The sequence below is a fragment of the Mycobacterium appelbergii genome (assembly GCF_032883035.1).
GTDB lineage: Bacteria > Actinomycetota > Actinomycetes > Mycobacteriales > Mycobacteriaceae > Mycobacterium > Mycobacterium appelbergii.
This window is the reverse complement of the sequence record NZ_JAMQTH010000009.1, coordinates 102,162-120,459: the sequence shown is the minus strand read 5'-3', so window position 1 is coordinate 120,459 and position 18,298 is coordinate 102,162. Positions and strand designations below refer to the sequence as shown.

Genomic DNA, 18,298 nt, shown 5'->3' with positions numbered 1-18,298 from the left:
AACCGATCAGCGCCCGTCTGCGTCTAAACATTTGATGGACCTCACCCGATACCCACTCACCGCAACGAACGGTGAAGTCAGCATCGACGCGCCGCCGCCGGTGCCGCGTACGACCCCGGCCAACCCACTGGCCCGGCTACTGCCGCTCGTGGTGGTGATCGCCATGGTGGGCATGATGGCTGTCTACTTCGGTTCCGGGGCTGCCACCTCGCGCGGCCCGATGGTGATGTTCTTCCCGGTGATGATGCTGATGTCCGTCGTCGGCACGCTGGTGTACAGCATGCGCGGTACCGGTCATGCCGCCGAGCTGAGCCGGGATCGCCGCGAATACCTGTGCTATCTGGACGGACTTGACCGCGCTGCGGGCGCAACGGCGCGGGCACAATGGGTGGCGCTACACACCGAGCATCCCGAACCGGGGCTGCTGTGGACGTTGGCGGGTGGCAGCCGGATGTGGGAGCGCACACCAGCCGACACCACCTTCGGTGAGGTGCGGGTCGGTGTCGGGGACCAACCGTTACGGATCCGATTGGTGGCGCCCGAAATCCCGCAGGGCGAACAGGATCCGGTTACCACGAACGCACTGCAGCGGCTGCTGCGCAGGCGATCGACGGTGGCCGAGGTGCCGATCACCGTGCAGTTGTGCGGCCTCGGGCAGCTCTCGATCGGGGGAGACCCGCACGACGCCCGTGGGCTGCTGCGCGCGATGATCTGCGGCCTGGCAGTACTGCACAGTCCGGCAGACCTGCAGGTGGTGGCGGTGCTCGATGCGCTGGGCGCCGAACAATGGGATTGGCTGAAATGGCTGCCGCACCACCGGCATCCCGATCAGCGCAACGACGCCGGTGCGGCCTGCATGCGATACCGGGCCTTGACCGAGGTACCCGCTGACGGTCGGTCGGCCCACCGGGTGGTCATCATGGACGCCGCCGCAGAGGTGTCGACGTCGATCCCCGGTGCCACCGTGCTGAGTATCCGGGGTGCGCCGGTGGTTGACGGCCTGCACCTCCATATCGATCCAGAAGGTGTGTCCTGCAAAGAATTCATGGCATTACCAGATGGATTGACCGCTGAGCAGGCCCTGACCTGTGCGCGTAGATTGACGCGGCACCGGCCGGTTCGCGGTGTGCCGGGCACGCCGGCCGGCTGGGCGCAACTGATCGGGGTCGGCGATCCCGACCAGATCGACCCCGCGACCAGTTGGCGGCCGCCCCACGCGCTCCGCGTGCCGATCGGGGTCTGCGAGCGCGGCGCCCCGGTGTACCTCGACCTCAAGGAAGCCGCTCAAGGTGGCATGGGGCCGCACGGATTGTGCGTGGGCGCAACGGGTTCCGGTAAATCGGAGCTCCTGCGGACCTTGACGCTCGGGTTGATCGCCATTCATCCACCCGAGGCGCTCAACCTCATCCTGGTCGACTTCAAAGGAGGTGCAACGTTCCTCGGTCTGGACAAGTCCCGCCATGTCAGCGCACTGATCACCAATCTGGCCGACGAGGCGCCGCTGGTGGCACGGATGGGCGATGCCCTGGCCGGCGAGATGACCCGCAGGCAGGAACTGCTGCGGGCCGCAGGGAATCTCGCCAACATCACCGAGTACCGGCAACGGGGATCTGGGCGACCGCCGCTGCCCGCCCTGTTGATCGTGGTCGACGAGTTCTCCGAGCTGCTGCATCAGCATCCGGACTTCGCCGAGCTGTTCGTCGCCATCGGGCGGCTCGGGCGGTCACTGGGGATGCATCTGCTGCTCGCCAGTCAGCGCCTGGACGAAGGCAGGTTGCGCGGCCTGGAAACCCACCTGTCCTACCGGATCTGTCTGAAGACCTTCTCGCCCAATGAGTCCCGCTCGGTGCTGGGAGTGACTGATGCCTACCATCTGCCGAACGACCCGGGTGTGGGGTACCTGAAGACACCCTCTGGCGAGATTATCCGTTTCCAGACCGCTTTCGTCTCGGGCGGATATCACGGACCCTCGGCTGCCGTCGCGCAACCGGACAACGTCGCGACCAGGCCGTTCGAGGCCGGTTGGGCGCCAGTGGATGACCATTCCGTCGTATCGACACCCGCCGTGACGATGCTCGACACGGTGGTGAGCCGGCTGACCGGTCACGGGACCCCGGCGCACCAGGTGTGGTTACCTCCACTGCCGCCTGTGGTTCCGCTCAGCGACGTACTGATGCCGGGGCAGATGCCACTCACCGTCGCGGTCGGCCTGATCGACTGCCCGTTCGAACAGCGCCGCGATCGGCTCGTGGTCAGGCTCGACGGCGCCGCAGGCAACGTGGCCATCGTGGGCGGGCCACACGCGGGAAAGTCCACTGCGGCGAGGACGTTCGCACTGGCCCTGGCCGCCACCCACGACCCCCGTGGCGTTCAGCTCTACTGCCTCGATTTCGGTGGCGGGGCGTTGACGTCTCTGCAGTCGTTGCCGCATATCGGATGTGTTGCCGGGCGCCGCGACGTGAACCTGGTGCGGCGCACGGTCGCCGAGCTGCAAGCCCTGCTGCGGGCGCGGGAGGGCCGGTTCCGGGAGGTCGGGGTGGAGTCGATGGCGGAGTATCGGGCGCTGCGTGCCGGTGGGGGTTGCGATGATCCGTTCGGAGACGTGTTTCTGATCGTGGATGGCTGGACCGCCCTGCGCCAGGACTTCGACGAGTTGGAAGGACCCATCACTACCCTTGCTGCGCAGGGGCTTTCGTTCGGCATACACGTCGTGGCAACCGCTTCGCGGTGGGCCGATTTCCGGCCTGCGCTCAAAGACCAGCTGGGCACCCGTATCGAGCTGCGCCTCGGTGACCCGGCTGAATCGGAGGTCGACCGAAAACGTGCCCGTCAACTCGGCCAGTGTCCGCCCGGACGTGGCCTCACCCGTGACGGCCGCGAGCTGCTCATTGCGGTCCCCAGACTGGATGGCACCGCCTCGGCGACCGGTCTTGTGGAGGCGATGTCGACGGCGGGCCAGACGCTGCGGTCCCAGCATGCGGATGTCCGCGCGCCTGCTGTCCGCCTGCTGCCTGCCATCGTCACTGACGACACGATGCCGGCCGTCGCGCTCTCGCGGCCCGCGACCCAGGTGGTACTGGGGTTGGGGGAGCGCGAACTGCGGCCCATGCTGGTGGATTTCGCCGAGCAGTCCGACCTGATGATCCTCGGAGAGGCGGGCTGCGGCAAGACCACTGCGCTCCGCGCGCTGTGCAGCGAACTCGCCCGGACCAACGATCCGGCGAACGTGCAGATGATGCTCGTGGACTTTCGGCGCACCCTGCTCGGCGCAGTGGACGCGGGTCACCTGTCCGGCTACGCGGTATCGGCAGCCGCCCTGACGGCTCAGTTGACCGCACTGCGGGAGACGCTGCAGTCCAGGATGCCCGGTGCTGAAGTCACCCAGGATCAATTGCGTACCCGGTCCTGGTGGACCGGTCCGGAGCTTTACGTGGTGGTCGACGATTACGACCTGGTGGCCGGAGCGGGCGTGAACCCGCTGACACCGCTGCTCGACCACCTGCCCCATGCCAGGGATCTCGGCCTCCACCTGGTGGTGGCACGCCGGTCCGGGGGTGCGGCCAGAGCGATGTTCGATCCGGTGCTGGCGCGGCTGAGAGAGCTCGGCTGCATGGGTCTGGTGATGAGCGCGAGCCCTGAGGAAGGCGTGTTGCTCGGTGCCGTGCGGCCGACGCCGCTGCCGCCGGGGCGGGGCACCCTGATCGTCCGCACCGCACCCGAGCAGCTGGTCCAGGTGCGCTTGGCGTCCGAACGCATATGAGTACCACGGTGATCGAGGCAGGCCCGGTGATGGTCACCGGTCCTGGAACTCTCTGCGAGGAGCAGGCCGTGACCGCGGTGGACTGCATCGACGATCCGATCGCGCTGGTCGGCGACGAACCGGTTTCGGTGGACGAGCTGTGGACCGAGGTGATCCGCCGTGCTGTCGGTGCACCCGTCGAGAGACTCATCGTGGTCTTTCCAACCTGGTGGACCACCGAGCAGCTGGCGCGGGTGCGGCAGGCCGCCGCCGCGGTCACCGCCGATGTCGTGACGATGCGGCGGGTCGCGGCACTGAGCGCCGGCCTGCACGACGCGTGGGCAGTGGTGGAGATCGCCGCCGACCTGATCGTGGTGTCGCGCCCCGACACCGATCCCGTCACGCTGATCCGCGATGCCGACATCGACACACTCGCTGGATTGGTGGCCGACGCGGCCGGAGGCGCGACCGAGGTCGCCGTGGACGCGCAGGGTGAGGAGACGCTCTGCCGCGCCGTCACCAGCGAGTTACGCCGCCGCGGCGCAACGGTATCGGTGTCTGACACCGCCTCAGTGCGGTGCGCGGCAGGCATGCTTCACAGCAAGCCGGTCGAGCCCGTCGCCATTGGGCGCCCGCCGAGCCGTGGCAAGCGTGCGGTCGGTGGTGCGCTGGCGGTGGCGGCGGTATGCGCGGCGATTGCGGTCCGCCCGGACGCCGCCACGGGCGCCGGGCACCCGATGTCGCTGCTGGTCGAAGGCCGCGTGGGAATGCAGGTCCCGGCGCAGTGGAGGGTCCAGCGCGTCACCGGTGGACCAGGATCGGACCGCGTGCAGGTGGTCTCGACCACCGACCCCGACACCGTCGTCCATCTCACTCAATCCGCCACGTCCGGACAATCGGTGGCGGACACGCTTCGTCGAGCTCTGGACGAGCAGCCGGCCGGGGTGTTCGTCGACTTCAATCCCGATGACCGGATCGCCGGCCGCTCGGTGGTGAGCTACCGGGAGATCCGCGCCGACCGGGAGATTCGGTGGGCCGTGCTGGCTGACCGGGCCGTCCGCATAGCCATCGGATGTCAGAGCGCGCCCGGACGTGGCGACACCGTGCAGGGGGCCTGCGAGGCCGCGATCCGGTCGGCGCATGCGGTTTTTTGAGAAGTTCCCGCGGAAATGGAACCGGATCGACTCCCGCTGCGTCGAAATGTTATAGACCGCAACAACACCGAAAGGCCACCAATGGCGACAACCCTGGGTACCGATTTCGACGTGATGACTACCGTGGCCGGCAAGGTCGACGTGCTCAACGACGACCTCCGTGCCACCCTGCAGACCTTCATCGGCCGGATGAACAGCGTGCCGCCGTCGGTCTGGGGCGGTGCCGCCGCCACCCGGTTCCGCGACGTGGTCGACCGCTGGAACTCCGAGTCGCTCAAACTGCACACATCGCTGCAACGCATCGCCGAGACCATCCGCTCCAACGAGCAGACGCTGCGCGAGGCCGCCGACGGTCATTCGCAACGGCTCGGTGCCGTCGGCGACAACCTGTAAACAGATGGGCCCGCAGAGAATTGGAGTAAAGAATGAATCAGGTGCTGTCGTACAATTTCGACGAGATCGAATACTCGGTCCGTCAGGACATTCACACCACATCGTCGCGGCTCAATGCCGCGCTCGACGACTTGCGGTCACACATCGCCCCACTGCAGCAGGTCTGGACCCGCGAGGCGGCCGAGGCCTACCACGTGGAGCAGACCCGCTGGAACCAGGCCGCCGCTTCGCTGAACGAGATTCTGTTCAGCCTGGGCAACGCGGTCCGCGACGGTGCCGACGATGTGGCTGCCACTGACCGCAGTGCGGCCAACGCGTGGGGTTAACTGACCCGTCGAGAAAGCTTGTGCGGTCCCGTCGGACTGGAGAGACCGGCGGGACCGCACACTCACTTCATCTGCCGCCGGAGCGACCGGTGGCAGAGTCGTTGGACCGGCGGGGACGGCGCGGTCCGCCGCCGCCCCGCGATGCACCTGCACCGGACCGCGATCCGTGCGGGTTGTCGGAACGGCTCGGGTTGCGCGGACGCCCGCGGCGCGGTTGAGATGACTGCGGGCGTGCCGGTGCCGTCACCTCGATGTGCTTGGGTTCGCCGAAAACCCGGTCACCCGGGGCGATCTCCTGCAGCACCGGATGGTCGATGCTGTTGATCCGGGTGATGGTGGGCTTCACGCCCGCCTTACGGGTGAGGTTCCGTACGTCTGAAACCTGTGAATCGTGCATCAACGTCACCACGGTGCCGTCGGCGCCGGCGCGGGCCGTGCGACCGGACCGGTGCAGGTAGGCCTTGTGCTCGACCGGCGGGTCGGCGTGCACCACCAGGCTCACATCGTCGACGTGGATACCGCGCGCGGCGATGTCCGTCGCGACCAATACGGTTGCGGAGCCGTCGGAGAACGCCGTCAGATTGCGCGTGCGCGCATTCTGAGACAAGTTGCCGTGCAGCTCAACAGCGGAAACTCCACGTGAATTGAGCTGGCGGGTCAGGTTTTTCGCGCCATGCTTGGTCCGGGAGAAGACGATCGTGCGTCCCGGCGCGGCGGCCAGGTCGGCCACCACGTTGATGCGTGCGGCGTTGTCCACATGCAGCACGTGATGCACCATCGCGCTCACCGGTGACTGCGCGGAATCGACACTGTGCACCACCGGGTCGTGCAGGTAGCGCTTGACCAGCACATCGACGCCTGCGTCGAGGGTCGCCGAGAACAGCAACCGCTGGCAGTTCCGCGGCGTGCGGTCCAGCAGCCGCTTCACCCCGGGCAGGAAGCCGAGGTCGGCCATGTGATCGGCTTCGTCGAGCACCGTGACCTCGACCGAGGACAGGTCGACGTGGCCGGAGCGCATGTGGTCTTCGAGGCGGCCCGGGCAGGCGATGACGATGTCCACGCCCTGCTTGAGCGCGGAGATCTGCGGTCCGGGACCGACGCCACCGAAGATGTTGACCGACCGCAGGCCGGTCGCGGCGGCGAGCGGAGCCAGCGACGCCTGGATCTGGGTGACCAGCTCACGTGTCGGCGCCAGGATCAGCGCGCGCGGCCGGCCCGAAGCCCGGCGGGTGCCGCTGGTGGAGAGTCGCGCGACCAGGGGCAACAGGAACGCATAGGTCTTGCCGGAACCGGTGCGGCCGCGGCCGAGCACGTCACGGCCTTTGAGCGAATCGGGCAAGGTGGCGGCCTGGATCGGGAACGGGCTGGTTACTCCGCTCCCGGCCAGGGTGGCGACGATCTCGGCAGGCAGGCCGAGGTCGTCGAATGTGGGCACAGCGGTGCCAGTGGTTTCTTGGACAGACAAAATGAAAGCTCCGAAAATAGAGGGCGGTCGTCCTGCCCGGCGCGAGTGACATCTCGCGGCGCTCGGTTGACGATCGAGAAGGCGGCAAAGGCAGAACAGATGTGCCGCTCACGACCCACTATACGGGTAGGCGGACCGAACCCGTGCCTTCGGCGGCTGTGACCTGCGCAACCACACCGTGCGCCGCCGAGCTTTCGTGGCGTAGGGAAACTCCGGCTATCCTGGCCGTAACGCGCAGGTAGTCGGCACAAATTGGCTCAGCGCCAGGAGCGTGATCAGTGGGCATGTCAAAGACCTTCGACGGACGGGTGTCGTCGGCGGCGGTGCGTGCCGCGCATGACCTGTTCGTCGAGGGCCAGGTGGACGCCACCTATCTCCACTCCACGCCGCTACGCCGCATCGTGGCAGAGAGTTGGCAGCGCAGCCTGGCCACCGGTGTAGATCCCGACCGGGGCGGGCAGACGGCGGCCGCGGTGGCCGCGCTCGCCGAATTGCGCAACACTCATCCGCTCGCGCCGACGCTGCCCCTCATCCGGAAATTGCTGGTCAACGATGCTGTCGACGCCGGAGTTGTGGTGGCGATATCGGCAGCGGACGGAACGCTGCTGTGGGTTGAAGGCGACCGGGTGGCGTGCCGGAAGGCCGAGGCGATGAACTTCGTGCCCGGCACGGATTGGAGCGAACGCTCCGCCGGAACCAACGCGCCCGGCACCGCGCTGGCCCTGGATCGTGAACTACAGATCCACGGATCCGAACACTTCTCCCGCGTCGTGCATTCGTGGAATTGCACGGCGGTCCCCGTGCACGACCCGGCCAGTGGGCTGGTGCTGGGCGCGATCGACCTGACCGGCGGGTCGGCGGTCGCGTCGCCGCAGACCCTGGCTCTGGTACGGGCCACCGCCGTCGCCGTCGAGAATCAGTTGGCCTTGCTGCAGCTGATCGGTGGGCCCGCGGTACGTCCGGACGGCGTGGCGCGTTTGTCGGTGCTCGGTTCCGACCGGCCGCGCTGGCACGTGGCCGACGTTGACGGTCAGCCCCGGTCCAGCTTCCTGACCGGCCGGCACGCCGACATTCTGGTGCTGCTGATCCGCCACCCCGAGGGGCTGAGTGCCGATCACCTCGCGATGCTGCTGGACGACAAAGACCTCGACGTGGTGACCATCCGCGCCGAAATGTCGCGGTTGCGCCGGGTCATCGGGAGTGACTACATCGCCTCACGTCCCTATCGGTTGCTGACGCCGGTGGGCAGCGATCTGGGGGACGTGTTCGACGCCCTGCAGTCCGGTGACGTCGCGGCCGCGCTGGCTGCGTATACGGGTGCGCTGCTGCCGCAGTCGGTTTCACCGGCCATCGCGCGACTGCGCACCGAATTGACGGCGAGCCTGCGGGGCGCGGTGCTCGCTGCGTCCAGAGATGGCAACCTCGGACTGCTGCGTCGCTGGCTTGAGTTGCCTGACGGTCGCGACGACCGGCACGGCTGGCGCATGCTGTATGACCATGCGCATGCCGACCCGGTCGCCAAGGCCCAGGCCCGCGGGCACCTGGCCGGCCTGGATGCTGAACTGGGCTGACGGGGGCCGGCCCTTGCGTGCCCGCACGTCCCAGATCAGCGATATGGCGGGTTTCACGCGGGCGAATCGACCATTTCGTTGATCTCACGGGGTTGCAGCCCCGTGCAACCGTGGTGCAACCCCCGCACTCCTACTTTGAGTGACGACCGACACATTTCGGTGTCCGAAAGCAGGAGAATGTCATGACTGTTTATGCCCGTCCGGGTGCTGACGGCGCCCTGATGTCCTTTGAGGCGCGCTACGAGAACTACATCGGCGGCCAGTGGGTCGCGCCTACCGCGGGCCGTTACTTCGAGAACCGCACTCCCGTCACCGGTGAGGTGTTCTGCGAGGTGGCGCGCTCGGATGAGGCCGATGTCGACAAGGCGCTCGACGCTGCGCACGCTGCCGCCCCGGCGTGGGGCAAAACGGCGCCCGCCGAGCGGGCGGTGATCCTGAACAAGATCGCCGATCGGATCGAGGAGAACCTGGAGTCGATTGCGCTGGCCGAGTCGTGGGACAACGGCAAGCCGATCCGCGAGACGCTCAATGCCGACATCCCGTTGGCGGTCGACCACTTCCGCTACTTCGCCGGTGTGCTGCGCGCGCAGGAGGGCTCGCTGTCCCAGATCGACGAGGACACCGTCGCCTATCACTTCCACGAGCCGCTCGGGGTGGTCGGTCAGATCATCCCGTGGAACTTCCCGATCCTGATGGCGGTGTGGAAGCTGGCCCCGGCATTGGCGGCGGGTAATGCGATCGTGCTCAAGCCGGCTGAACAGACCCCTGTTTCGATCCTTTACGTGATGTCATTGATCGGCGACCTGCTGCCCGCGGGCGTGCTCAACATCGTCAACGGGTTCGGTGTGGAGGCGGGCAAGCCGCTGGCCTCAAGCAACCGCATCGCCAAGATCGCGTTCACCGGTGAGACCACCACCGGCCGGCTGATCATGCAGTACGCCAGCCAGAACCTGATCCCGGTCACCCTCGAACTCGGCGGCAAGTCGCCGAACATCTTCTTCTCGAACGTCCTCGCCGAAGCAGATGCCTACCAGGACAAGGCGCTGGAAGGCTTCACGATGTTCGCCCTCAACCAGGGGGAGGTGTGCACGTGCCCGTCGCGGTCGCTGATTCAGGCCGACATCTACGACGAGTTCCTGGAGTTGGCGGCGATCCGCACCAAGGCGGTGCGCCAGGGTGATCCGCTCGACACCGAGACCATGATCGGCGCGCAGGCCTCCAACGACCAGTTGGAAAAGATCTTGTCCTACATCGAGATCGGGAAATCCGAAGGCGCCAAGCTGATCACCGGTGGCGAACGTGCCGAACTAGGCGGTGACCTCAATGGCGGGTACTACGTGGCGCCCACCATTTTCACCGGTAACAACAACATGCGGGTCTTCCAGGAGGAGATCTTCGGCCCGGTGGTGGCGGTGACCTCGTTCACCGATTATGAGGATGCGATCTCGATCGCGAATGACACCCTTTACGGGTTGGGCGCCGGGGTGTGGAGCCGTGACGGCAACACCGCGTACCGGGCCGGGCGCGACATCAAGGCCGGCCGGGTCTGGACCAACTGCTACCACGCTTACCCGGCGCACGCGGCGTTCGGTGGTTACAAGCAGTCCGGTATCGGCCGGGAGAATCACAAGATGATGCTCGACCATTACCAGCAGACCAAGAACCTGCTGGTGTCCTACAGCAACAAAGCCCAGGGGTTTTTCTGACGAGATAAGTTCTGACAGTTGGTGTCGGGCACCCCCTCGGCCCTCTAGACAACGGAGCAACGTTGCCTGATTTTGTCGCTGCCATTGATCAAGGCACCACCAGTACCCGTGCCATGATCTTCGACCACTCAGGGGCCGAGGTGGGCCGCCACCAACTTGAGCACGAACAGATCCTGCCGCGGGCCGGCTGGGTTGAGCACAACCCGGTCGAGATTTGGGAACGTACCGCGTCGGTGCTGACCTCGGTGCTCAACAACACCAAGCTGCAGACGAGCGATCTCGCGGCGCTGGGCATCACCAATCAGCGTGAGACGGCACTGGTCTGGGACCGTAGGTCCGGCCGGCCGTACTACAACGCGATCGTCTGGCAGGACACCCGCACTGACCGGATCGCGTCGGCTCTTGATCGTGACGGCCGGGGTGACGTCATCCGCCGCAAGGCAGGGCTGCCGCCCGCGACGTATTTCTCGGCGGGCAAGGTGCAGTGGATTCTGGAGAACGTCGACGGGGTGCGGGCCGCCGCCGAACGTGGCGACGCGCTCTTCGGCACCAGCGATACCTGGGTGTTGTGGAATCTGACCGGTGGTCCACGGGGCGGTGTGCATGTCACCGACGTGACCAACGCCAGCCGCACCATGTTGATGGACCTGGAGACGCTGGACTGGGATGACGAACTGCTGTCGTTCTTCGACATTCCGCGTCAGATGCTGCCACGTATAGCGCCGTCGTCGTCGCCGGAACCGTACGGGGTGTCGCTGGCGACCGGGCCACTTGGTGGCGAGATTCCGGTAACCGGGATCCTCGGCGATCAGCAGGCCGCAATGGTCGGTCAGGTGTGCCTGGCCGCTGGTGAGGCGAAGAACACCTACGGCACCGGTAACTTCCTGTTGCTCAACACGGGCGAGAAGATCGTCCGTTCCGACAACGGGCTGTTGACGACGGTGTGTTACCAATTCGGCGATGCGAAACCCGTTTACGCGCTTGAGGGTTCGATAGCAGTGACAGGTTCGGCGATCCAGTGGTTGCGGGATCAACTCGGCATCATCAGCGGCGCCGCGCAGAGCGAATCGTTGGCCCGGCAGGTCGACGACAACGGCGGCGTCTACTTCGTGCCTGCGTTCTCCGGACTTTTCGCCCCGTACTGGCGCTCCGATGCCCGTGGCGCGATCGTCGGGCTGTCGCGGTTCAACACCAACGCACACGTCGCCCGTGCGGCGCTGGAGGCGATCTGCTACCAGAGTCGTGACGTCGTCGATGCGATGGAGGCCGACTCGGGAGTTCACCTCGAAGTGCTGAAAGTCGACGGCGGGATCACCGCCAACGAGTTGTGCATGCAGATCCAGGCCGACGTTCTCGGTGTCGACGTGGTGAAACCCGTTGTGGCGGAGACGACGGCGCTGGGTGCGGCCTATGCGGCCGGCCTCGCGGTCGGCTTCTGGGGAAACCCCGATGATCTGCGGGCTAATTGGCAGGAGGACAAGCGTTGGTCACCCACGTGGTCTGCAGACCAGCGGAATGCGGGTTACGCCGGCTGGCAGAAGGCCGTTCAGCGAACCCTGGACTGGGTCGACGTTTCGTGACTTCGGGCACCGGAGAGTATCTACACTGCGAGACGACCCGGCGGCGACTCCACCGATAGACAGGCGGACGCGCGATCAAGATGGAGGGCGGCGTTTACCCCAATCTGATTGCGTTGCGGCTGATCTGAAGCCTCGTTCAGAGTGCCGCCGCGCCGGCCTCGGCGACGGAAACATCCTGTTCGACGCTGCCCGCGCTGACTCCGATCGCCCCGATCACGACATCGTCCACCTTGAGCGGGATGCCACCGCCGAAGATGACCATGCCACCTGCGGTCTGTTCCAGCCCGTAGAGCTCGGCGCCGGGCTGGGCCAGCGGGGTGAGTGCACTGGTGGGCAGGTTCATCAGAATCGAGGTCCGCGCCTTACGGATGGAGATGTCGATGCTGGCTTTGATAGCCCCGTCCATGCGCACAAACGCGACGAGGTGACCACCGTCGTCGACGACCGCGATATTCATCGGCTGGCCGATCTCGCGTGCCTTCGCGGTCGCGGCGTCGATGACCTTGGTAGCGGCTGTCAGGGTGATGGCACTCATGGACGCACCTTTCGAAGAGGTTTTCCTGCAATATATTTGGGCGACGCGAGCCGGGTTCTGAATTGCGAGATTTTCGTAGGGCATCGCGAACATGATGATAATGCCCGTCGCGGATACAGGCGAGTGTTGGTCGATATCCGCCGGTCCCGGTCGACAAAAGCCTATCCAAAAGCTCACCTGTGGACCAGCAATTGCCCGTCATTCGGAGAGTAACCGGCCGGAACACCCCCTGAAACCTCCACAGGTCGGCACCATTCGAAAAGACTTGTGAGGCACATTCGGTCGATTCTTGCCGACTCATATCTGAAAGCGTCAGCAGCGACCCGTCGGAGAGGTTGGTCAGTGTCGAATATCGACATATTCGTCTGGGAGTTCTTGGGTACCGCGGTACTCTGCCTCCTCGGTAACGGCTCCGTGGCGGCGGTGGTGCTGAAGAATTCGTACTCCCACGGGGGTGGGGGCGACTGGCTGATCATTGTGCTCGGGTGGGGTTTCGGTGTCTTCGCCGGCGCGAGTCTCGCCGCCCCGTCCGGTGGCCACATCAATCCGGCGGTGACACTCGGGGTGGCGATTTCCGGGGGAATCCCTTGGTCGTCGGTCCCTGTGTACTGGGCGGCCCAGATACTCGGCGGCATCGTCGGCGCCTCGTTGTGTTGGGCTGCGTTCAAACTGCAATTCGACAAGATGGACGACAACTCGGGGACCCGCGGCATTTTCTGTACCTCGCCCGCCATCCGTCGCTTCCGGTGGAACATCGTGACCGAGATCCTCGGCGCTTTCGTGTTGGTCATCTGGGTCTTGACGAACCCGGAGATCAACCAGACTCTGGGCTATGCCGGCGTGTCATTCGTGGTGATAACGATCGGCTTCGGACTTGGTGGGCCGACCGGATACGCCATCAACCCGGCCCGCGATCTCGGACCCCGTATCGCGTACTGGTTCTTACCGATCAAGGGCAAGGCCGGACCTGATTGGAACTACTCGTGGGTGCCGGTGTTGGGACCCCTCATCGGAGCGGCTGTCGCCGCCGGGCTGGCGCTCGTGCTGCCGTCATGAGAATTCCGCAGGCGATCGCCTGGACCAGCAGTAGGGATGGTGGAGCATGGCCGTAGGCGGGTCCAGGGTTACGCCGACCGGTACTCGGTGGGGAACGCCAGTGCCGGTGACGAGCCGGTGGTTGTCATCGTTGACCGCGTAGGGCCACCGACACAAGCGCTGCGCGTTTGTGCACACCGAATTTGCCCATGATGTTGTGCAGGTGGAATTTCACCGTCGCCTCCGCGATGAACAGCTTCGTGGCGATCGCCCGGTTGTCGAGTCCGTCGGTGAGCAGACTCAACACTTCCCGTTCCCGCCGGGTCAGCATGCGTGAAAGGTCGGGCCCCGAATCGCCACCGCGTGAACGAAGTTCCGAGATAAGCGAACTGGCACTACGTGCGTCGAGTGCCTGCTGGCCGTCGATCACTCTCAGCACGGTGTTGAGGAGCTCCGTCGAAGGGGACCTGCGGTCGACCAGAGCGTCCGCCCCGGCCCGGATCAGTTCAAGAGCACGACAGGACGAATCGTCGCCGTCGACGACAACGACGACCTTGGGTACCGGATCCAGCTCGGCAAGCAGCCCGGACAGCAGCAGGTCGGGCTCGGCAGCTACCACAAGCAGGTCGGGGCGCAGTGCGCGCAGGCGCCCGGCGAGCTCGGCGCCATGCTGCAGATCGCCGGCAAACTGGACACCATGCGCTTGCGACAACACGTGCATGAGTCCGTGGCACAGCAGCTCGTCGTTCATGACAAAGACGGTGCGCAACCGAGCAGATTCTGCGAAAATGCCGCGTATATCGGCGATTTCATGCGAGCGTCCACCCCTCGCTTCGTGCAGGCCGGTGTGAATCGGTGCGTAGCGAGTCGGTGACCCACTCATGAATGACTCCGTCCTGCCGGTCAGCGGGGCGAACGTTATCGCGGGTCCCGTTGCACCGACGTTGCAAAGCGGCGAACTCGCTGCAGATCGTCTCAGTGTGTCCTGCCCGACACGGCGAGCACGCAGTCACCGCAGAGCCCGCCCCGGGGAGCCTGATAGAAGAGGCAGCAGCTCCGCCGGACGAATCTGCCGTGGGCAAAGCTGCCGGTTCCGATGAGCGGCTCGATCTCCATGAGGGCCCGCACCAGTGCCCGACCGGCGCTCTCATGCTGCGGTTGGGACATCGACACGACCGTCACGGCCCCGTTTGCCGCGGAGATCACGTTGCCCCAGGCCACCTGCGACGACAGCGACGTCAGTGATCGCAGCTTGGCATTGAGGGGGCCGAGGACTCCGGTGAGTAATGAACCCGCGATCAAGGCTGCCGCCTGCGATGGTGTCGGCGCCTCGACCCAATGCACATCGGTTATTGCAAACCGCGGAAAATGCTTCGAAGTCGGCTGCCACGTCAGGGACTGACGGTTCAACAAGGGCACAGTGCCAAAACACGTTGCGGCTCCGACGACCGGGGACAACAGCCGTGCCGAGATGCCCAGTTGAAACGATGACGCCGCCAATTTGACCGGAATACTGCCGGGGGCGCAGCGCGTCGAAGCGGCGATCGCGTTTCGCGTACGGTCGACAAAATCGACAACCGCCGCATCGTCGAACAACAGCGACAATTCCTGCCATTCGCCGTCGTCCGGGGTGGAAAGCGCGAAATATTCACCGAGTTCCGCGGTCTTGGCGAGCAGGGTGGTGCCATCAGGTGGAGGTGCAGGTTCACCCGCCGGCACCGCAACGTTGTGCATGATGATTCACGCTAACTTCACCGGCGTGCCGTGGTGGGGTCAAACGGCCCTCAGAGGCGATTCCCTGGCCGAACGGTGGGGATGTCCGGGACCGCGTCGGGGCTCCTCGACGGGGCAACCCCGGCGACGCGTTCTGGCGACACAGTCGCTCATAACGGGTTTGTGACCTGCAATTTTGCGTGGTCAGACCGCTGCAACGTTGCTGCAACGTGATACGAGACACAATTGGCATACGCGCGACCGACCGTGTCACGTGTGAGACGACGGGTGATGTAGTCGCCCCGACCCCTGGGAGCAGTGCATGACGGAACCGACCCTCGATCCCGCGGTGGACTATCCGCTGAGCGCCAACCGGAGGGATCTACTATTCACGCCCACCGGTAAATCCATCGACGACATCACCATCGAGGCCGTCGTTGCCGGCGAGGTTCAGGCCACAGATCTCCGAATCACACCGGATACGCTGCGGTTGCAGGCGCAGGTATCGGAAAAGGTCGGAAGAAAGCAATTGGGTGCCAACCTGCGGCGTGCCGCGGAAATGACGGCCATTTCCGACGAGCGGGTGCTCGCGATCTACAACGCATTACGGCCGAACGCGTCGACGAAGGATGAACTTGAATCCATCGCCGACGAATTGGAGTCCCAATACAACGCGACTCTGCTCGCGGAACTGGTGCGCGAAGCGGCTGATGTCTATCAGCGGCGCGACATTCTGGCGACAAGCGAATAGGAGACAATGATGACTGCAGCTCCGCACAGCGAGGACTCAACTGGCGACGGTGTCCGGCATTCGCTCCGAACGCTGGTGTTGGAAGGCCGCCCGGTCAATCTCGACGGCTTTGTCGAGGAATGGCCCGAGGTGGGCATGGTCGCGATGGACAGCCCGTATGACCCCGAACCGAGCGTACGGGTGGAGAACGGCCTGATCGTGGAGATGGACGGCACCGCGCGTGCCGACTTCGATTTCATCGACCAGTTCATCGCCGACAAGGCCATCGACGTCGAGACCACCGAAGCCTCAATGGCCGTGCCCGCAGCCGAGATCGCGCGCATGCTGGTCGATCCGCGGGTGACCCGCCAGGAAGTCATCGCAGTCGTCGGCGGTCTCACCCCGGCCAAGCTGCTCGCGGTTGCCAAGACGCTGAACATCGTCGAGATCATGATGGGCATGCAGAAGATGCGCGCCCGGCGCACCCCGGCCAACCAGGGGCACTGCACGAGTGCACGCGACAATCCGCTCCAGGTGGCCTGTGACGCGGCCGAGGCGTCTATCCGTGGCTTCTCCGAGGTCGAAACGACTCTCGGCGTCGTGCGCTACGCGCCGCTGGTGGCGATGGCGCAGCAGATCGGCAGCCAGGTCGGCACCGGCGGTCCGCTGACCCAGTGCGCGCTCGAGGAGGCAACCGAACTCGACCTCGGCATGCGGGGCATCACCGCCTATGCCGAGACCATCTCGGTGTACGGCACCGAGCCGGTCTTCGTCGACGGTGACGACACTCCGTGGTCCAAGGCGTTCCTGGCCGCGGCCTACGCATCGCGCGGGATCAAGATGCGGTTCACCTCAGGCACCGGCTCCGAGGTTCAAATGGGCAATGCTCAGGGAAAGTCCATGCTGTACCTGGAGATTCGCTGCATCCTCGTTGCCAAGGGCGCGGGTGTGCAGGGTCTGCAGAACGGCTCGATCTCATGCATCGGTGTGCCGGGCGCGGTGCCAGGCGGGATCCGCGCGGTGGCCGCCGAGAACCTCATCGCCTCCGCGGTGGACCTGGAGTGCGCCTCGGGTAACGACCAGTCCTTCTCGCATTCGGCGATGCGCCGCACGGCGCGGCTGATGCCACAGATGATGCCCGGAACGGACTTCATCTGCTCGGGCTACTCGACGATGCCCAACTATGACGACATGTTCGCCGGTTCCAATGTGGACAGTGACGATTACGACGACTTCAACACCATTCAGCGCGACCTGCAGATCGACGGTGGGCTGCGCCACGTGAAGGAAGCCGACATTCTTGCGGTCCGCACGCGCGCCGCGAAGGCGTTGCAGGCGGTGTTCGGCTACCTCGACCTGCCCCCGATCACCGACGCCGAAATCGACACCGCGGTGTACGCCGACGGTAGCCGTGACCTGATGCCGCGCGACATCCTCGAGGATCTCAAGGGCGCCCAGCAGGTGATGGACAACAATGTCACCGGTCTGGATCTCGTGAAAGCCCTTGATGCGACCGGTTTCTCCGACGTCGCCGAGAATCTGTTGGCCGTGCTGCGGCAACGGGTATCCGGCGATCTGCTGCAAACATCGGCGATCCTGACCCGCGAGTTGGAGGTGCGCTCAGCGGTCAACGACGCCAACGACTACCAGGGCCCCGACACCGGGTATCGCCCGTCCGGCGCACGCTGGGAAGAGATGAAACGGCTGCGCCATGTGACGAGCGCATCGAACCCCGAGGTAGAGGTGGAATGACAGTGTCGACCGAATTGGCAGCAGCCGGAGCGCGGACGCTCACGTTCAACGAGGTCGGTCCGGCCGAGCGTGGCAAGCGTCCTGACGAGGTGGTGATAGCGATATCGCCTGCGTTCGGCAGCTTGTTCACCCAGACGATCATCGGGCTGCCACATGCCGAGGTGATCCGTCAGATCCTCGCCGGCATCGAGGAACAGGAAAGCAGCGCCCGAATCATCCGGCTTCAGCACAGTGCCGACCTTGCGCTGATGGCGCACACGGCGGCCAAGCTGTCCGGGTCGGGCATCGGGATCGGGTTGCTGGCCCGCGGAACGTCGATGATTCACCAGCGCGACCTTCCTCGGCTCTCCAGCCTGGAGCTGTTCCCGCAGTGTCCGCTCTTGACGCTGGAGACCTACCGGAACATCGGATCGAACGCCGCCCAGTACGCCAAAGGCGAATCCCCTGAACCGGTTCCGACCCTCAACGATCAGATGGCCCGCCCGCGCTGGCAGGCGAAGGCGGCGCTCCTGCACCTGAAGGAGACCGAGTTGGTCCGTAAGGGCGCCCCAACCGTCGAGGTGGTGCCGGAATTCTCCACGGCATCGGCGTGATCCGAG

Annotated in this window: 15 protein-coding genes; 11 read left to right on the top strand and 4 right to left on the bottom strand. The window is 65.4% G+C overall.

All coding sequences use genetic code 11. The annotated features are described in order from the left end of the window. Positions 1 to 34 precede the first annotated feature (34 nt). The 4 genes from eccCa to M1247_RS21310 all read left to right on the top strand — a co-directional run bounded on the left by eccCa (position 35) and on the right by M1247_RS21310 (position 5,612). Complete coding sequence (gene eccCa, locus M1247_RS21325; RefSeq protein WP_317158383.1) at positions 35 to 3,760, top strand: type VII secretion protein EccCa; 3,726 nt, start codon at positions 35 to 37, stop codon at positions 3,758 to 3,760. After that, positions 3,757 to 4,893, top strand: coding sequence for a type VII secretion-associated protein (locus M1247_RS21320; protein ID WP_317158382.1), 1,137 nt, complete (start codon positions 3,757 to 3,759; stop codon positions 4,891 to 4,893). Before eccCa ends, M1247_RS21320 begins: the two co-directional genes overlap by 4 nt. An 81-nt stretch (positions 4,894 to 4,974) precedes the next feature. Next, positions 4,975 to 5,286, top strand: coding sequence for a WXG100 family type VII secretion target (locus M1247_RS21315; protein WP_317158381.1), 312 nt, complete (start codon positions 4,975 to 4,977; stop codon positions 5,284 to 5,286). Between the two features lie 32 nt (positions 5,287 to 5,318). Further along, positions 5,319 to 5,612, top strand: coding sequence for a WXG100 family type VII secretion target (locus tag M1247_RS21310; protein ID WP_317158380.1), 294 nt, complete (start codon positions 5,319 to 5,321; stop codon positions 5,610 to 5,612). Between the two features lie 67 nt (positions 5,613 to 5,679). Here the strand turns inward: M1247_RS21310 and M1247_RS21305 are convergent, their stop codons facing one another. Continuing rightward, positions 5,680 to 7,047, bottom strand: a complete 1,368-nt coding sequence (locus tag M1247_RS21305; RefSeq protein WP_317158379.1) for a DEAD/DEAH box helicase — start codon at positions 7,045 to 7,047, stop codon at positions 5,680 to 5,682. A gap of 314 nt (positions 7,048 to 7,361) precedes the next feature. Here M1247_RS21305 and M1247_RS21300 point away from each other — a divergent pair, with 314 nt between their 5' ends. The 3 genes from M1247_RS21300 (at position 7,362) to glpK (ending at position 11,934) form a co-directional block, all read left to right on the top strand. Further along, entirely contained in the window at positions 7,362 to 8,648 is a 1,287-nt protein-coding gene (locus tag M1247_RS21300) for a helix-turn-helix domain-containing protein (protein ID WP_317158587.1), read from the top strand. Between the two features lie 182 nt (positions 8,649 to 8,830). After that, the gene (adh, locus tag M1247_RS21295) at positions 8,831 to 10,354 is read left to right on the top strand and encodes an aldehyde dehydrogenase (protein ID WP_317158378.1); all 1,524 of its coding nucleotides are present in this window, start codon (positions 8,831 to 8,833) and stop codon (positions 10,352 to 10,354) included. Positions 10,355 to 10,416: 62 nt separating this feature from the next. Further along, positions 10,417 to 11,934, top strand: coding sequence for a glycerol kinase GlpK (gene glpK / locus M1247_RS21290; RefSeq protein ID WP_317158377.1), 1,518 nt, complete (start codon positions 10,417 to 10,419; stop codon positions 11,932 to 11,934). A gap of 136 nt (positions 11,935 to 12,070) precedes the next feature. Here glpK and M1247_RS21285 read toward each other — a convergent pair whose 3' ends face one another. Continuing rightward, positions 12,071 to 12,469 (bottom strand): GlcG/HbpS family heme-binding protein, encoded by a 399-nt coding sequence (locus M1247_RS21285; RefSeq protein WP_317158376.1) that lies wholly within the window; start codon positions 12,467 to 12,469, stop codon positions 12,071 to 12,073. A gap of 342 nt (positions 12,470 to 12,811) precedes the next feature. Between M1247_RS21285 and M1247_RS21280 the strand changes: the two genes are divergently transcribed. Further along, on the top strand, positions 12,812 to 13,525 hold the full coding sequence (locus M1247_RS21280) for an MIP/aquaporin family protein (RefSeq protein ID WP_317158375.1): 714 nt from the start codon (positions 12,812 to 12,814) through the stop codon (positions 13,523 to 13,525). A gap of 124 nt (positions 13,526 to 13,649) precedes the next feature. Here M1247_RS21280 and M1247_RS21275 read toward each other — a convergent pair whose 3' ends face one another. Then, on the bottom strand, positions 13,650 to 14,255 hold the full coding sequence (locus M1247_RS21275) for a response regulator transcription factor (RefSeq protein WP_317158374.1): 606 nt from the start codon (positions 14,253 to 14,255) through the stop codon (positions 13,650 to 13,652). Between the two features lie 224 nt (positions 14,256 to 14,479). Then, positions 14,480 to 15,238: a (2Fe-2S)-binding protein gene (locus tag M1247_RS21270; protein ID WP_317158373.1), complete on the bottom strand. Its 759-nt coding sequence runs from the start codon at positions 15,236 to 15,238 to the stop codon at positions 14,480 to 14,482. Between the two features lie 301 nt (positions 15,239 to 15,539). Between M1247_RS21270 and M1247_RS21265 the strand changes: the two genes are divergently transcribed. From M1247_RS21265 to M1247_RS21255, 3 genes are read left to right on the top strand one after another with little or no spacing between them, the layout of a single operon-like run. Then, positions 15,540 to 15,968, top strand: a complete 429-nt coding sequence (locus M1247_RS21265; protein ID WP_317158372.1) for a diol dehydratase small subunit — start codon at positions 15,540 to 15,542, stop codon at positions 15,966 to 15,968. 9 nt (positions 15,969 to 15,977) lie between these two features. Then, the gene (locus M1247_RS21260) at positions 15,978 to 17,699 is read left to right on the top strand and encodes a propanediol/glycerol family dehydratase large subunit (protein ID WP_317158371.1); all 1,722 of its coding nucleotides are present in this window, start codon (positions 15,978 to 15,980) and stop codon (positions 17,697 to 17,699) included. Continuing rightward, positions 17,696 to 18,292: a propanediol/glycerol family dehydratase medium subunit gene (locus tag M1247_RS21255; RefSeq protein ID WP_317158370.1), complete on the top strand. Its 597-nt coding sequence runs from the start codon at positions 17,696 to 17,698 to the stop codon at positions 18,290 to 18,292. The genes M1247_RS21260 and M1247_RS21255 overlap by 4 nt, the downstream gene beginning before the upstream one ends. The last annotated feature ends 6 nt before the right edge of the window (positions 18,293 to 18,298 follow it).

What these genes read in the sequence shown, in the direction of transcription:
- eccCa (WP_317158383.1), top strand. Translation starts at nt 35, where the DNA reads ATGGACCTCACCCGATACCCACTCACCGCAACGAACGGTGAAGTCAGC.
- M1247_RS21320 (WP_317158382.1), top strand. Translation starts at nt 3,757, where the DNA reads ATGAGTACCACGGTGATCGAGGCAGGCCCGGTGATGGTCACCGGTCCT.
- M1247_RS21315 (WP_317158381.1), top strand. Translation starts at nt 4,975, where the DNA reads ATGGCGACAACCCTGGGTACCGATTTCGACGTGATGACTACCGTGGCC.
- M1247_RS21310 (WP_317158380.1), top strand. Translation starts at nt 5,319, where the DNA reads ATGAATCAGGTGCTGTCGTACAATTTCGACGAGATCGAATACTCGGTC.
- M1247_RS21300 (WP_317158587.1), top strand. Translation starts at nt 7,362, where the DNA reads ATGTCAAAGACCTTCGACGGACGGGTGTCGTCGGCGGCGGTGCGTGCC.
- adh (WP_317158378.1), top strand. Translation starts at nt 8,831, where the DNA reads ATGACTGTTTATGCCCGTCCGGGTGCTGACGGCGCCCTGATGTCCTTT.
- M1247_RS21285 (WP_317158376.1), bottom strand. Translation starts at nt 12,469, where the DNA reads ATGAGTGCCATCACCCTGACAGCCGCTACCAAGGTCATCGACGCCGCG.
- M1247_RS21275 (WP_317158374.1), bottom strand. Translation starts at nt 14,255, where the DNA reads ATGAACGACGAGCTGCTGTGCCACGGACTCATGCACGTGTTGTCGCAA.
- M1247_RS21270 (WP_317158373.1), bottom strand. Translation starts at nt 15,238, where the DNA reads ATGCACAACGTTGCGGTGCCGGCGGGTGAACCTGCACCTCCACCTGAT.
- M1247_RS21265 (WP_317158372.1), top strand. Translation starts at nt 15,540, where the DNA reads ATGACGGAACCGACCCTCGATCCCGCGGTGGACTATCCGCTGAGCGCC.
- M1247_RS21260 (WP_317158371.1), top strand. Translation starts at nt 15,978, where the DNA reads ATGACTGCAGCTCCGCACAGCGAGGACTCAACTGGCGACGGTGTCCGG.
- M1247_RS21255 (WP_317158370.1), top strand. Translation starts at nt 17,696, where the DNA reads ATGACAGTGTCGACCGAATTGGCAGCAGCCGGAGCGCGGACGCTCACG.